The organism is Exiguobacterium sp. s132 (assembly GCF_018617235.1).
In the GTDB taxonomy this organism is placed as follows: Bacteria; Bacillota; Bacilli; order Exiguobacteriales; family Exiguobacteriaceae; genus Exiguobacterium; species Exiguobacterium profundum.
Genome location: NZ_JACSJU010000001.1, coordinates 733214 through 746537 on the forward strand (window position 1 = coordinate 733214; position 13324 = coordinate 746537).

A 13324-nucleotide genomic window follows, 5' to 3' on the forward strand; every position below is an offset into this window, starting at 1 on the left:
GTGTATAACAGATTAAGGTGACAATTGATGAATGGAGTGAATCAATATGAAAGCTGTGATTTGTACCGCGTATGGGCCACCTGAAGTACTTGTCATTCAAGAAGTGAATCAACCGAAGCCGAAAAGCAATGAGTTGCTGGTTCGAGTCCATGCATCGGCCGTCCACTCGGGAGATCGACGCCTCCGAGCACTAGACGTCCCTCCATTGGGGAGACTTCCCATGCGAATGGTTGTAGGGTTTAAGGCGCCACGTCAACCGATTCTCGGTGTCGTGTTGGCAGGTATCGTCGTGGAAACAGGCAACAGTGTGAAAAACTTTCAGGTCGGAGACAACGTCTATGCCCTGACTGGGATGCGGTTTGGCGGATATGCAGAATTCGCTTGTGTGAACGAATCGAAATGTGTGTTTCAGATGCCCACGCATGCCAGCTTTATCGAGGCGGCTGCTCTACCGTTCGGAGGTACGACGTCGTTACATTTTTTGCGGAAGGCACATATCGACCGGGCGAACAACGTTCTCATTTATGGTGGCACAGGTGCTGTCGGTTCGACTGCCGTACAGATTGCGAAGCATTACGGCGTGCATGTCACAGCAGTTTGCCACGAGCGAAACGTTGAACTTGTGAAGCGACTTGGGGCTGATGTGGTCGTCGATTACACGAAAGAGGGGTACGATCTTGAATTAAATACGTATGATGTGGTCTTTGATGCCTCAGGGAAAATCGATAAACGATTAGCGAAAGCCCATGTGAGCGATAACGGGGCCTTCAGTTCTGTCGCGGGGCAAGGACCAGCCATGGAACGTAAAGAGGATTTGATATTTTTGAACGAATTGTTTGAGTCAGGAGCATTGCAACCCGTCATTGATACGGTATATCCACTCGATAAGATTGTCGAAGCGCACCGATATGTGGACCAAGGGAAAAAGGTTGGAAATGTGATGGTTAGCATTAATGCAGAATAAATTAAATGATAGTATAAAGAGAAGTATCAAATTCTTGCTTTATCGTGGGGTTTGGTCGACAACCTCACTTACATATGAATGGATTCACCAACTAGACAAATCATGAGAGCGGGCGAATAGTCATGAATATATTGATTGGGCAACCGAAGATAGAGCGAAATCTCGAGCAACTGAAGCGAGAGATTGAGTCGAACCCGACGGTGGACTTGATTCTCTATCCAGAGGGATATTGTACATATACAGAATTAGATGGGCTAAGTGACTTAGCAATCAAATTCAACACATCGATTGTTTTAGGGTATCGAGATGACACGAATAAAGATCGGGTCCTCATCATAAACAAGCAAGGTGACACGTTGTTAACGCGACGGAAAACACCAGAGAATGAGCTCTTGTTCATGCCATCAAGTGTCACGGATGGAGCGGAAGAATACGGTTATTTACTTTGCAGGGAGATTTTTATGGGGTGTGAGGGCTTGAAAACGCATGAGCATCTGTCGATCATATTCAATCCAATCGGAGTCGGGATGTTTAGTGAGGAGCAATTCATGGAGTGGTCGGAAGAAGCGAGAAAAATTGCGATGGAACGAAAAGCGATGATCATCGGAACGAGTCATGCAGATGGGTCGTATCGAAATTGTGGAATCTCCATTCCGATCGCATATTGCTTCGATGAAAAGGGGGAAGAGGTGTTTCTATCGAAAAATGATACGAGAACGCGAGTGCTAGAGACTGTTTCAAGAGTTACAATATTCGTCTAATAAACTGTGACATCCTTAAATTAAAATGAAATGCGCGTAGAATGTATATTTATTTCACATACCACAATTTGAATTTGAACTAGAAAACGAGTACTTATGAGATATCTTTTCAAACGAAAGCACAACAGTGATTACAACTGCTCAACATGTGGCACGAGAACCGAAAGTAAAGTCGGTTTTGGATCAATCATGCCAGCAATATTAGAAGGGCTGTCGAAACGGGAGATGAAGAAACGCGTCGTCTTGACAGATGATTATGCGTCCTCGATGAAGCTCATTTCTTTATCAGCGGATGCCTCGAAATTCCAATCATTGGAGAAGACGATCCTTTCATCTGGAATGTCTGGGTATCACTCAGTCCGAATAACTTTTTCAAAGTCATCGATTTATGGGATGAACCAACGCGTATTGACCTCGATTCGATGTTCGGCTGGCTATCGACGGAACTTCCTATCTATCCAGATACCATCAATCTAAAGACAAATGTACATATGCGTGCAGTCGGAATACGTCCATTGATTGAACTCGAACCAACGAATCATCCTCTTGCAATGGAGCAACGTAATGGTATCACCAGGTTGCGGGTCGATGATATATTCCGACTCGTTGAACGTAATGGATAAAGGAGGAGATCAGGGTGAGTCAATTGAAGTCATCTTTGATTTTCGATTTGTACACAGGAAATCAAGTGCTCACTTCGATTCAGCAGAAGATGTTGGAGCGAATCGAGTTACTTGTTCACGACAAACGATTCAAAGAACTTGGACACTTCATGCGCGACACTCCGGACATCGAGCAGCTGTTAATTGACTATGTGCTACTTGATCCGACCGATTCATATCGCTGGGATCTGCTTATTGGTTATGAACGGTTGGATCGGATTGAAGATTATGATCGAGTGAACGCGTTTTGCCGAACAGCTTTTTCATACCATCCAGATAAACCCTTCTACTTTGCCTTGGCGTTATATGATATAGGATGGAATGATTTCGAGATGGACGAGGAAGTCATTGAGGTAGCGAATCGATTGATCGAAGCAGCAACACCTGAAATTTCTGCATTGATTTGTCTAAGCATGTCAAAAGTGCTACGACATAAAGAGCGCGAGTATCTTCAAATGGCAATCGAGCGATGTCCGTGGGCAGTGCAGCCAACCTTTTCTTTAGGTGAGCATTACAGCCGGTTTAATCAGAGATTGGCTAAAACCTATATGGAAAAAGGTGTGGCTCAATTGGTTCTGACTTTTGATGATTCAGGTGAAAAGTCAAAGCCAGTGATTGGTTTCAATCCACACACTTGGCAGAGGGATGTTTGTAACGAGCTGTTAGGGATGGATATGAGTTGGACAGAATATAAAAAGTACAAGCGAATGATCAAATGAAAGAATTAAGAATAGTGATAAGGAATGCGAGGGAAGAAATCATGAGAATCACAGAAACGACACTCTACACGAACCGACTTGACGAAATGAAACGTTTCTATACGGAACGACTTGGATTATCAGTCAGTGAGGAAGACCTGACCAGTTTTCGAATCAATCTAGGTGAAGATGCGTTGGTATTTCAAGAGGCTAAAACGGAGCAAGAGCGACAATACCATTTCGCTATCAATATTCCGGCTAATCGATTCAAAACAGCGAAAGAATGGCTGATGTCACGTGTCCCGCTTTTGACTGAAGACGGTGAGGACGAAATCTATTTTGAAGGAATCGATGCATCATCGCTTTATTTTTACGATATGGATGAGAATGTCGTCGAGTTGATTGCTCGACATTCGATTAATCCAGAAAGTAACATCGAGTCCTTTTCGTCGAATGAATTTCTTGGAATTGGCGAGATGAGTTTGACTGTGGAAGATCCGCTACATGTCGCACAAGAACTTTCAAACATCGAGATCCACCGCCGAGACGGTAACCAAATCGATGAGCGTCATCTGAACTTTTTAGGCGCATCGAATAGCGAGACATACATTTTATTAGTTCCTGCAGGTCGTGTGTGGCTGTTTTCACCAAAACTGTCGATTCCGAGCCCAATTCAGATGGTACTTGATCAACGATACATCGTCGAAATGGATGAGAAACACGAAATTCATATTCACTCCATCAAAAAATGAGTTCACAATTGAACTCATTTTTTAGTCTTTAGATTCGACATACCGATGAATTTCTTCTAATCGTATGACTGCGTTCTCCAAGTTCACTTCAAACGATTGGTCTGAGCATTCAACAGTGAGCGAATCACCGTTCTGACGTGAATAATCTAGTAGTAGTGGTCTGATTCGTTCATGTACAATTTGTGCATTTTCGATTGAAGTTCGAGGGAAAATCATGGCGAATGTGTCTTGCGCAACCCGATACTTCTTGTCCGTTCGTCGAGTCGCTTCGTGAAGTTCGTCACTAAAATAGTATAAGAACCATTCATATTCGGATGAACCATACTGTTTTTCAAAATGATCGAGAATGGGCAGTGTGATGAATGACACCACGAACGTTTCACCGTGGCGAATCAACCGATCCCGTTCAGCCTCTATATCCATCAAAAAACGATCACGGTTATCAAAACCGGTCTCTGGGTCGACCGCAATTAACTGACTGACCCTCGCTTCCGCAACCTTTAGTGCAAACTGGGCATGAAACAGCTTGACTTGGAGCCAGTAAGACAACCCCGTCAAAATCGCTAATAGTAATAAAATATATAGTTGCGCAGTAGCGGCAGTCTCATACACAGGCATCGTGATTAAAAAGTAAGCAGCGAATCCTAACAGAATGAGTACACCAGACGCTCGGTGAATAAGCAAAGTTGAAAGATAAAGAATCGGAATACAGATCATCCACCAAACGGGTAGATGATTCAGGATCAGCACAGAGGAAAGTAGAATACTACATGTCAACGATACAACGATGAGTGCGATTAGTTGTATGGACATCGTTGTCCAGTGTCTCATAGGTATCCTCCTCTTAAAAGAAATAAATTGCAATGATAACACTATTATCCATTTTCCGAAATAGTGATTGTTCAAACCGATTCGAACACTTGATTCATTATAAGTGATTCACTCTATTTTAAAAGGCTTATTTTTGAAAAGACGTGAATGTTTGCGAACACTTCTTTAGAAAAAGAAGTACGAACGATTGGTGTATAATGGAAAAAGAGGTGATAGCATGAATCGAAAACATATATTGCTCGTCGGAGGGACGGGGATGTTGGCAGGACTCGCATCTTATTTGGCAATCGAACATGATGTCACGGTCATTGGACGAAATAAAGAAAAAATGGCAAGCGTCGTACAAAGAAATCCTGAAACGTGTCATCCGCTGATTGTTGATTATTGCGATGAGGAACTACTTTCAAACGCACTACAGAGTGCAGTGCAAAAAAACGGTCCATTTGATCGAGTCATCGCGTGGGTGCACCGAGGCTCAGGGAAAGCGATGCAACTCATTTTGAATCATTCGGAAACTGCAGAGGTGATACATATTTTAGGTAGCCGGGCGAATCCGGAATATGAGAAGGCATGTCTATGTCTCAATGAACAACAGCTGTATCGGCAAGTCCAATTAGGTGAAATGCATAAGTTGGCATCTGTCCGTTGGTTGACACACGACGAGATTGTGAAAGGTGTTCACGATGCTATGCAGAACCAAGACGACTATCGATTGATTGGTACACGAAAGGATGACATAAATGTTCACTCGAGAAACGATTAGCGAATGGATGGAGAAGCACCATGTATCAAATTTAGATTTGGCAACTATCACTGAAAGAAGGGAGTTGTCCGCATTTCAATTGGGAGACGTCTCTTGTGAAGGCAGGATGTTCGCCGCCTGTTCGATTAGTAAATTTGTAACGGTGATTCTCATTTTGAAGCTCGTTGAAGATCAGAAGTTAAATTTAGACTCGGAAATCAATGATTATTTCTCTTCCTTCACGTTGAATGATGAAAATGGGATTCCTTCACAAATCACGATACGACAGCTTATCCAACATCAGGCTGGCATAATCGATTTGCCTGATCAGTTCGGGACGATGGATCAATGTACAGAGATCCCTTCGATGGAAGAGATAATATTGGGTAACACACCTTATTATGAGCGACCGGTGTTTATCCAGTCACAGGAAGTTGGAACGTTCCACTATTCAGATTCTGGTTACTGTTTACTCCAACATGCGATTGAGCAATGTATGTCTTCTACATTTGAAAAAATCATGACTGAATACATCTTTGCACCGCTGGATATGAACTCAAGTTCGTATGATTTAGAGAGGATAGAGAAGTATGGCGTTATCGGGATTGAACCAAACGGGTCAGTCGTCTCTCCAAAGTCATGCTATTATCCTTACCCTGCAGCGAGTGGTCTTTGGACAACGGCTTCCGATTTAGCGATACTCGTCAACGCAATTACGAAAGAAGGGTTCTTGAGTAACGAGTCAAGAAGGGTTTTATTCACACCATCTTCCACAAATGCCGAAGTAGGACATGGTCTATTTATAAATCCCAACAAGCCAGGTAAGGGATTCTCATTCGGTTGGGGGATCGGGTTTCAATGTTTGCTCGTGATGGAGAAAGACTCTCCAACAGGTTTCATTTGTTTGTCAAATCGGAATGAAGGGGTTCATCAGTTCGAAGGATTGATTGGACAACTACTGCATATATACACATAACATATTATAAGGAGGATCATACGTTGGCTAGACACTATTCTACTGGAGAAGTCGCGAGAAAACTGAACGTGTCAGTGCGTACGCTTCGATACTATGACCAAATCAATTTGGTCACTCCATCGTATACAAACGATGTACAGAAACGATTTTATAGTGACGACGAAATGTTTCGCCTTCAAAAAATCATGCTTTTAAAATCGATGGCCGTGCCGCTTGATGAGATTCGGAGAATCTTAGATGAGCAATCACTTACAAGCATCTTGTCCGCACATCTGTCCTCGTTAGAAGGAAAGATAGAGGAATTGAAGCAGGCCAGAAACCATACTGTCACACTCCTTCAATCCATGAAGCTTGAAAATGAAAAAATCGATTGGACGAAACTGCAAACTATTCAAGCTAAATCAAATGACCGGAAACAATGGACGGACTATTTTACGGAAGAAGAGTCTGATTCATTGCAATCAAGTTTACCTAAATTAGAAGACGGTGAGCATGATACGAAAAAGTGGATCAACTTGATTCGGAGAATTGAAATTTTATTGGAACGTGGGGTCGCCCCTTCCTCAAAAGAAGCTCAAATTCTTAAAGAAGATTTGACATGGTTAACAGACGAGACATTTGGACAAGATCAACAATTGATTGAATCATTTTGGATGATTCGAAAATCAACTGATGCATCGAATGAATTAGGACTGTATCCAATCGATGCATCGATTCTTGCCTATATTGATTCACTATATCAAGAGTGATTCCCTCACGCCAATGCAGTCAATAGAACGGCTAGCCCATTAAAGGTGCCATGGATGAGCATGCTGGAATAGATAGAGTTGGTCCGTTCATATACCCAAGCAAATACTAGTCCCGATACAAAATTGACGAGTAACGTGTTTGTCGTCGGTAAATGAGCGAGAGTGAATATTCCAGCACTTATTAGCATCCCGATCCAAACCCCAAATCGTTCTTGAAAGAAGCGGTATAAGAACCCACGATAAAAGATTTCTTCATAGAGTGGTGAAACGATAGCCGCCGATCCAAACGCAATCAGTATGGAGATAATCGACAAGTCACTTTGCAAACTCTCTGTTTTTGTATTCGACGTACCGATGCCGAAATATGATTGGACTACGACGATGATGATACTGAGTACAATTAACACAATTGTCCATAGAAAGATCATCCCCGAGTCTTTCCATGAGATGCGGCGAAGTCCTAACGTTTCGAGCGATAAGGTCCGAGGACGTATTGCGACGAGATAGAGGACGGTCATAAATATTATGGCTAATAACAGGCCGATACTTGTTCCTGAATAGAGGGTGTTTCCCCATGACCGCTCTAAAAAGTTGTGTAAGTGTTGCTCGATGAGTAGGGGCGTCACTCCGAATAGAAGAACCATCGTAATTGCGAACTGGTTCCATGTCCAAATGGGAGATATTTTCTTTTGCATTTGATTCAACATCATATTTCCTCCTTATGTGGTTGTAGCCCCATCATATCGGGTGACGTAACGTCACCTGCAAGCAGAAAAATGAAAAAGGAGTATTAAGACTATGGAACAATGGATTGGATCAGCTGCTTTATGCATCAACGAAGAGAAGGAAGTCCTACTCGTAAAGAATCGTGACATACAACAATGGAGTTTGCCATCAGGTGGTCTAGAAGACGGAGAAACTCCGGAACAGTGTTGTCGGCGCGAAGTGTTAGAAGAGACGGGCTATCGCATTTCGATTGATCAACGACTACATTTCAAACGAGCCATCATATCAAACTTTCAGGTCGAGACACATTATTTCTTGGCAACGTGTAAGGAGCGGTTGGCGACCGCAACTATCGACTCGGACATCGATGAAGTCAATTGGTGGTCGATTCATGAATTGGAGCGATTGGAACTTGCATTTCCAGAAGATCTTGAGCTGATTAAACGGTGGAGTGTATGATGAAAAATCAATGAAGCGATTCATCGATTAGAACAAGCCGGTCGCATATAAGCGACCGGCAAATATATTAAGATGCTTCTTCAATTTGATTGTAAGTGAAATAGTTCCGTTTCGAACGGTCGCGCATGACGTACATCGTATAACAACCGATGAGGAAGAAGAGAATGGAGAATGCGAGATAGACCGGGCGAATCCCAACTATTTCGGCAAGGAGTCCAATCCCGAACGTGAGTAGGATGACGAGTACTGATTCTCCCACATTGATAACGCCAGAGAACCGACCCATGATTTCGACCGGGACATGGTGCTGATAGAATGATAAAAATCCGGTATTTGCAAAGGCAAGCGCAAATGTCAGGACAAAAAATCCAACTGAGGCCATCATGAATGACGATGAACTTGCGAAAAGAAGATAGCCGACTGGTGTCATGATGCCCCCGAATCCGATACAAAACGATAAGGATAAGCGGTGACTCCATCTTGAATTAATGAGAGACCCTGCAATAATCCCGATTCCAGCGATACTGACGAGAAATCCGTAGCGGCTCTCAGATAAGTGAAGGACTTGGGTCGCGAATGACGCTTCCAACGAGTCGAGTCCAGACATGAAGATGGTCATGACGCAGAACAAGCCATAAATGAGCGTCACGTATTTGGCATTCGAAGCGAATCGGATGACAACCTTCCAATCGTCAATGATCATCCGCATAGAGAATGGTTCAACAGGCGCATTCGTTCGAAGGTGAGATGGGAGGAGCATCAGCATACCGACCGATCCAATGAGTGCGAAGGCGTTCACAAAAATCGCAAATGTCGGGCTCCCGACTAGAAAGAGTAGACCCGCAATCGTCGGACCTAAAATGAAACCGGATGACTGTACAAAGTTTTTCATCGCATTGAACTTTTGACGGTTCGAGGCAGGTACGAGTTGCGTCATGTAGACCAGGCTTGATGATTCGAATAATGAACTCATCAGATTCAGGATGAAGACGACTCCATAGATGAACCATAAAGAATCGATCCAGCCCAAGCAGAATACGAGACATGCGCGCAGGACATCCAGCAACATCATCAGTCGTCTCGTATCGACCCGGTCAATCAGGCTACCTGACCAAAGGTTCGCCGTGATTGAAGCGAGTGGGACTAATACATAGAGAATCGAGACGGCGAATGGAGATCCCGTCATCTCGAGGACAATCAGGTTGAGCGCGATAAAGTATACCCAAGCACCGAGATTTGAGATTCCGACACTGACGAGCAGTAGCGTAGAGGTTTTTCGAAACGAGTTCAAGTCAATCACTCCTTCTATTTTTTAATCACTTTCGCAACGCAAAAAAATCCCACCCCCAAGAACGAAGTCTTGGGGACGAGATTCTCATCGTGGTGCCACCCCTGTTCGTCCGCACGTCACCGTACGAACCTTGTTTGGTACTGCCGAACGAGTCGGACTATACCTCAACTCTATAACGGGAGTGCCCGTCGCCATATCCCTCGGGGTGAGTTCCATGGCGCTGCTCGGAGTCTTGTTTCGATCCATCTTCTTTACCCTTTTTCACCGGCGGGGCTCTCTACGAAAGATTCATGGATTTACTCTTCTCTTCATCGCGTTTATCAGATCATTTTTGTAAGGATAGCACATTGTGCAAATATTGGAAACGTTTTTGGTAGATAGATGTATATCCCCTTCAAGATACTAAACTATGATTGTGATCTAGGACGCTTTCTTCATTTCTAAAGGTTGGCACTTATCCAGTTCTTTCAAGATTGAACGATAGAAGAAGATTGCCAATATTCCAAAGCAAATATAAGTGATGGCCATCCAACCGGGTGACACGACATTATAAGCCGAAACGCTGATTGCGCCAATGAGAAGCGCACCTCGGTAGCGGAGACCGTTCACGGCCAAGTATTGACTGCGCAGATGGTCTTCTATGAGTCGAGCTAACATGGCTTGATGAATGGGAACATATAGCAGCTCTCCGAACGTGAAACAAGCCGTAGCGAGCACTAGCATTGAAAAATCATGTGAAACCGGTAAAATGGCGAATCCAAGACTGAACAGTGTGACACCCGTGTAAAGTAGCGCACGTTCAGAGATTGATTGGGTCCAACGCATCAACACAAGACCGAGCAGTAACACGAGAATCGTATTCTCCGCTCGAAGCAGTCCGAGAATCTTCGTCCCATCTAGTGAGAAATGAAAGAACGGGACAGCGTGTAACGTTTCAGCAAAGTGAATCGCGAGATAATGCGTAAGCTGCAACTCTAACGACAACGTCAAAATACCTGCGATGAGGTATTTCAAAAAAAGTCGATTCTTTATGACCGTTTCATATCCTGTCCACATACGAGTGGTCTTCCGTGATTTTGTTCGTACAGGTTGATAGTGGTCTTCGAGTTTCAAGTAAATGAAGAAGACACATCCGAATGAGAGGAAGGCTGCCGATACTAACAAGTAGAAGAGATGCTGTTCCAAGAAGAAGCCGCCGATTAAGCTACCGATGACGATGGAACCGTTCATCAGCCAGTAATTGAGTGTATACAAATATTTTCGCTGCTCGGGTCGGCTATCATCAATCAAGATGGATTCGTTTGCTGGCGTGATGGCACTACTCAGAAGATTACTAGAAAAGAAAAAGATAATTAATAAAATGGCACTGTCGATTACATGGGAACCTGCGATTGTCATACCGATATAACATGCGAAACGTAGTATTTCTCCGATGAAGAGAATTCGTTTTCTTCCGTAACAATCGGACAGATGGCCTCCATAGAGACTTGCGATGAATGAGGCAATCATCGTCAAGACGATGAGCGGTCCGGTCTCCGTCGCACCGAATTGTCGAACGAAATAAATCGTCAAAAAAGGAAATACCGCGGTTTGAGTCAGCTTTTGAATGAAGTTCAAGCCAAGTCTAACTTTTAGGTTAGGATGAAGCGATTGAAACATGTGAATCACCATCTTTTCATAAGGTCAGTGAAGTGGCCACTTGACTGTTATGAACAGTATGCGTGATTTGAAGTGAATCATCGTGCACTTTATTGCTCGATTTTGGCGCAATAATCTGGAGGGATGTATGGAACAATTACTTACACTGCCTGACGTCACCATTCATTACGTGTCGTTTATTGGAGATTGGACGACAGAGAGAGAAGAGAGCGTAGAAGACATCGTCTGGGTGCTCGTGTTGGGAGGGAAAATCGGGATTGAAGTGGATGTATTCGAATATCGTCTCCAAGACAGCGAATCGATTGTGATTCAACCGAATCAGTCCTTTCGATTGTTCGCGGATTCAACTGAAACGACTTATGTGAGTTTTCGGTTTACTGCTAGCCGCTTGAGCGGATTTAAAAGCAGGATCAATCCAATGTTTCCTTCGATAGCGGTCATGTCGACAAGAAGGCTGTTAGGGGAGTGGTCAAGTCGAGAGTTATTGGGGAATGCTTCGACAGATGATGTCATGACATTCATTCGACATCATCTAAGCGATTCGATTGTGGATGAAGACATATTTGCACCGGTCTTGCGTGTCATTCATGATTCTTATCATACGGAGCTTCGCATTGAAGACTTGAGTCGAATCGTCCATCAAAGCAAATATCAGTTCATTCGGAGCTTTCGAGAGCGAATCGGTCAGACACCGTATCAATACATCACGAGACAACGCCTGATTCATGCGAAATCACTTCTACGCTATTCGGACCTTACGTTACTCGCAATCAGCCAGGAAGTCGGATTCAATAGTCCGGCTCAGCTGAACAGACATTTCACAGAATGGGTAGGTTGCACCCCGGCTCGATTTCGTGAGAATAAAGGACATCAGCTCAAACGTGATTAGAGAGCTCCAATTGATATTGGATTTGGTGGGGGAGGTCGTGGAACGATCCCTCCAAGCATTGTACCGCATCCACATGATAAAACGTGCTCGTCTCCTCCATATTCATCATCTGGTCACCCAAATCATATAGGTAAACGGGCTTGTTCGTTCCTAGAGCGATCCCGAGCTCTACATGTGCGCCTTTTCCTCCAGGCAAGAGGATGACGACGAAGTCCGCTGTTTGAATTCCAGCAACCTCTTCTTCGCCAATCGCACGTAACGCATCGATTGAAGCGGCACGTTCGTTTTGGGTCCAGTCGTACGTATGACTGTGGTCGAGCGCAATCAGTCGATCACGGATGAACCGTACTTCTTCGATATTTGAAAAGCTTGAACCGACATAAAATCGCATACAAAGACCTCCAATTCGTCACAAATGGTTCATCTGGTAAAGCGCTACGACATAAAATAGGATAATCAACAGACAACAGAGTACAAGGAAAAAAATCACGCTAATCAGGACGAATTTCATCATAGAAAGTGGAAGGTATGATTGAATCAAGCGCGTGATTGATAAAGACGAGAGTACGAGTAAAATGATTGTGCCAACGAACCAAATGTAGTCATACGCGATGTTTGGAATCAGCCAAAAGTAGACGATCGTTATGACGATTAGACTGAAAGCCATCATCAAATCTTTATGCTTTCGTGTCATCTGATTCCTCACGATGAAGTTCCAACTTCAACCGCACCTGTTCGGCATCTTCCGCATCAAACGTGCTGTACCATCTCACATGATCGAGATCGATGATGCGGTAATGTCCGCTGATGATGTTCTGTTGAAGAATGAAGTGGGACCCCTCTTTGATCGCATGCCAAAAGACACGTCCGCCGAGTGTTTTTTCTTTCGGCTCGTATGTGTTCTCGGTTGCAATCAGTTTGACGAATTCAACGGGGTCGTCGCCAATCAAGTGTACGAGAATCTCACTTTCATTGAACAGCGCGCATAGCGTCACAATCGTCGACCAGCTTGCTTCATTTCTCTCCTTCTCGATTTGGATGAGTGTTTTTTTTGAAATCCCAAGTAAGTTCGCCATCTCTTCCTGTGAATACTGGGATTCGATGCGAATCAATTTCATTTTTCGAGAGACTTGTCCAATAAATTCGGATTTTTTCATAATCGGTT

At 43.8% G+C, this 13324-nt stretch carries 17 protein-coding genes and 1 other annotated feature; of the genes, 10 read left to right on the forward strand and 7 right to left on the reverse strand.

Going from position 1 to position 13324, the window contains the following annotated elements; all coding sequences use genetic code 11:
* The first annotated feature begins 46 nt into the window (after window positions 1–46).
* From KNO78_RS03745 to KNO78_RS03765, 5 genes are all read left to right on the forward strand, one after another.
* Window positions 47–964: an NAD(P)-dependent alcohol dehydrogenase gene (locus KNO78_RS03745; RefSeq protein WP_214690939.1), complete on the forward strand. Its 918-nt coding sequence runs from the start codon at window positions 47–49 to the stop codon at window positions 962–964.
* A gap of 122 nt (window positions 965–1086) precedes the next feature.
* A complete protein-coding gene (locus KNO78_RS03750) occupies window positions 1087–1725 on the forward strand; it encodes a hypothetical protein (RefSeq protein WP_214690938.1) in 639 nt (212 codons plus the stop codon).
* Window positions 1726–2036: 311 nt separating this feature from the next.
* Window positions 2037–2348 (forward strand): DUF2199 domain-containing protein, encoded by a 312-nt coding sequence (locus tag KNO78_RS03755; RefSeq protein WP_308162731.1) that lies wholly within the window; start codon window positions 2037–2039, stop codon window positions 2346–2348.
* 14 nt (window positions 2349–2362) lie between these two features.
* Window positions 2363–3106, forward strand: coding sequence for a hypothetical protein (locus tag KNO78_RS03760; RefSeq protein WP_159562272.1), 744 nt, complete (start codon window positions 2363–2365; stop codon window positions 3104–3106).
* 41 nt (window positions 3107–3147) lie between these two features.
* The gene (locus KNO78_RS03765) at window positions 3148–3837 is read left to right on the forward strand and encodes a glyoxalase (RefSeq protein ID WP_214690937.1); all 690 of its coding nucleotides are present in this window, start codon (window positions 3148–3150) and stop codon (window positions 3835–3837) included.
* Window positions 3838–3858: 21 nt separating this feature from the next.
* On the opposite strand, the gene KNO78_RS03770 is transcribed toward KNO78_RS03765, so the two are convergent.
* The gene (locus KNO78_RS03770; RefSeq protein WP_074037051.1) at window positions 3859–4668 is read right to left on the reverse strand and encodes a GGDEF domain-containing protein; all 810 of its coding nucleotides are present in this window, start codon (window positions 4666–4668) and stop codon (window positions 3859–3861) included.
* Window positions 4669–4885: 217 nt separating this feature from the next.
* On the opposite strand from KNO78_RS03770, the gene KNO78_RS03775 reads away from it, so the two are divergent.
* The 3 genes from KNO78_RS03775 to KNO78_RS03785 are packed head-to-tail and all read left to right on the forward strand — an operon-like array spanning window position 4886 to window position 7135.
* Window positions 4886–5431: a Rossmann-fold NAD(P)-binding domain-containing protein gene (locus KNO78_RS03775; protein ID WP_214690936.1), complete on the forward strand. Its 546-nt coding sequence runs from the start codon at window positions 4886–4888 to the stop codon at window positions 5429–5431.
* Window positions 5409–6386, forward strand: coding sequence for a serine hydrolase domain-containing protein (locus KNO78_RS03780; protein ID WP_214690935.1), 978 nt, complete (start codon window positions 5409–5411; stop codon window positions 6384–6386). Before KNO78_RS03775 ends, KNO78_RS03780 begins: the two co-directional genes overlap by 23 nt.
* A gap of 23 nt (window positions 6387–6409) precedes the next feature.
* Window positions 6410–7135, forward strand: a complete 726-nt coding sequence (locus tag KNO78_RS03785) for a MerR family transcriptional regulator (protein ID WP_214690934.1) — start codon at window positions 6410–6412, stop codon at window positions 7133–7135.
* A gap of 5 nt (window positions 7136–7140) precedes the next feature.
* Here KNO78_RS03785 and KNO78_RS03790 read toward each other — a convergent pair whose 3' ends face one another.
* Window positions 7141–7842, reverse strand: a complete 702-nt coding sequence (locus KNO78_RS03790; protein WP_214690933.1) for a CPBP family intramembrane glutamic endopeptidase — start codon at window positions 7840–7842, stop codon at window positions 7141–7143.
* 91 nt (window positions 7843–7933) lie between these two features.
* Between KNO78_RS03790 and KNO78_RS03795 the strand changes: the two genes are divergently transcribed.
* Window positions 7934–8320 carry an NUDIX hydrolase gene (locus tag KNO78_RS03795; RefSeq protein WP_214690932.1) on the forward strand — a complete coding sequence of 129 codons (387 nt, stop codon included), beginning with the start codon at window positions 7934–7936 and terminating at the stop codon, window positions 8318–8320.
* Window positions 8321–8387: 67 nt separating this feature from the next.
* On the opposite strand, the gene KNO78_RS03800 is transcribed toward KNO78_RS03795, so the two are convergent.
* Together KNO78_RS03800 and KNO78_RS03805 are read right to left on the reverse strand one after the other, a co-directional pair.
* Window positions 8388–9611 (reverse strand): MFS transporter, encoded by a 1224-nt coding sequence (locus tag KNO78_RS03800; protein ID WP_214690931.1) that lies wholly within the window; start codon window positions 9609–9611, stop codon window positions 8388–8390.
* Window positions 9612–9679: 68 nt separating this feature from the next.
* Window positions 9680–9932, reverse strand: a binding site (T-box leader).
* Between the two features lie 99 nt (window positions 9933–10031).
* Window positions 10032–11270, reverse strand: coding sequence for an MFS transporter (locus KNO78_RS03805; protein ID WP_214690930.1), 1239 nt, complete (start codon window positions 11268–11270; stop codon window positions 10032–10034).
* Window positions 11271–11397: 127 nt separating this feature from the next.
* Between KNO78_RS03805 and KNO78_RS03810 the strand changes: the two genes are divergently transcribed.
* A complete protein-coding gene (locus KNO78_RS03810; RefSeq protein ID WP_214690929.1) occupies window positions 11398–12159 on the forward strand; it encodes a helix-turn-helix domain-containing protein in 762 nt (253 codons plus the stop codon).
* Here KNO78_RS03810 and KNO78_RS03815 read toward each other — a convergent pair.
* The 3 genes from KNO78_RS03815 to KNO78_RS03825 are packed head-to-tail and all read right to left on the reverse strand — an operon-like array spanning window position 12146 to window position 13316.
* On the reverse strand, window positions 12146–12550 hold the full coding sequence (locus KNO78_RS03815) for a nucleoside 2-deoxyribosyltransferase (protein WP_159562282.1): 405 nt from the start codon (window positions 12548–12550) through the stop codon (window positions 12146–12148). The genes KNO78_RS03810 and KNO78_RS03815 overlap by 14 nt on opposite strands.
* 18 nt (window positions 12551–12568) lie before the next feature.
* Window positions 12569–12853, reverse strand: coding sequence for a hypothetical protein (locus KNO78_RS03820; RefSeq protein WP_159562283.1), 285 nt, complete (start codon window positions 12851–12853; stop codon window positions 12569–12571).
* Window positions 12837–13316, reverse strand: a complete 480-nt coding sequence (locus KNO78_RS03825; protein ID WP_159562284.1) for a helix-turn-helix transcriptional regulator — start codon at window positions 13314–13316, stop codon at window positions 12837–12839. The genes KNO78_RS03820 and KNO78_RS03825 overlap by 17 nt, the downstream gene beginning before the upstream one ends.
* Between the last annotated feature and the right edge of the window lie 8 nt (window positions 13317–13324).

What these genes read in the sequence shown, in the direction of transcription:
- KNO78_RS03745 (WP_214690939.1), top strand. Translation starts at nt 47, where the DNA reads ATGAAAGCTGTGATTTGTACCGCGTATGGGCCACCTGAAGTACTTGTC.
- KNO78_RS03765 (WP_214690937.1), top strand. Translation starts at nt 3,148, where the DNA reads ATGAGAATCACAGAAACGACACTCTACACGAACCGACTTGACGAAATG.
- KNO78_RS03775 (WP_214690936.1), top strand. Translation starts at nt 4,886, where the DNA reads ATGAATCGAAAACATATATTGCTCGTCGGAGGGACGGGGATGTTGGCA.
- KNO78_RS03795 (WP_214690932.1), top strand. Translation starts at nt 7,934, where the DNA reads ATGGAACAATGGATTGGATCAGCTGCTTTATGCATCAACGAAGAGAAG.
- KNO78_RS03790 (WP_214690933.1), bottom strand. Translation starts at nt 7,842, where the DNA reads ATGTTGAATCAAATGCAAAAGAAAATATCTCCCATTTGGACATGGAAC.
- KNO78_RS03815 (WP_159562282.1), bottom strand. Translation starts at nt 12,550, where the DNA reads ATGCGATTTTATGTCGGTTCAAGCTTTTCAAATATCGAAGAAGTACGG.
- KNO78_RS03820 (WP_159562283.1), bottom strand. Translation starts at nt 12,853, where the DNA reads ATGACACGAAAGCATAAAGATTTGATGATGGCTTTCAGTCTAATCGTC.
- KNO78_RS03750 (WP_214690938.1), top strand. Translation starts at nt 1,087, where the DNA reads ATGAATATATTGATTGGGCAACCGAAGATAGAGCGAAATCTCGAGCAA.
- KNO78_RS03805 (WP_214690930.1), bottom strand. Translation starts at nt 11,270, where the DNA reads ATGTTTCAATCGCTTCATCCTAACCTAAAAGTTAGACTTGGCTTGAAC.
- KNO78_RS03825 (WP_159562284.1), bottom strand. Translation starts at nt 13,316, where the DNA reads ATGAAAAAATCCGAATTTATTGGACAAGTCTCTCGAAAAATGAAATTG.
- KNO78_RS03770 (WP_074037051.1), bottom strand. Translation starts at nt 4,668, where the DNA reads ATGAGACACTGGACAACGATGTCCATACAACTAATCGCACTCATCGTT.
- KNO78_RS03810 (WP_214690929.1), top strand. Translation starts at nt 11,398, where the DNA reads ATGGAACAATTACTTACACTGCCTGACGTCACCATTCATTACGTGTCG.
- KNO78_RS03780 (WP_214690935.1), top strand. Translation starts at nt 5,409, where the DNA reads ATGTTCACTCGAGAAACGATTAGCGAATGGATGGAGAAGCACCATGTA.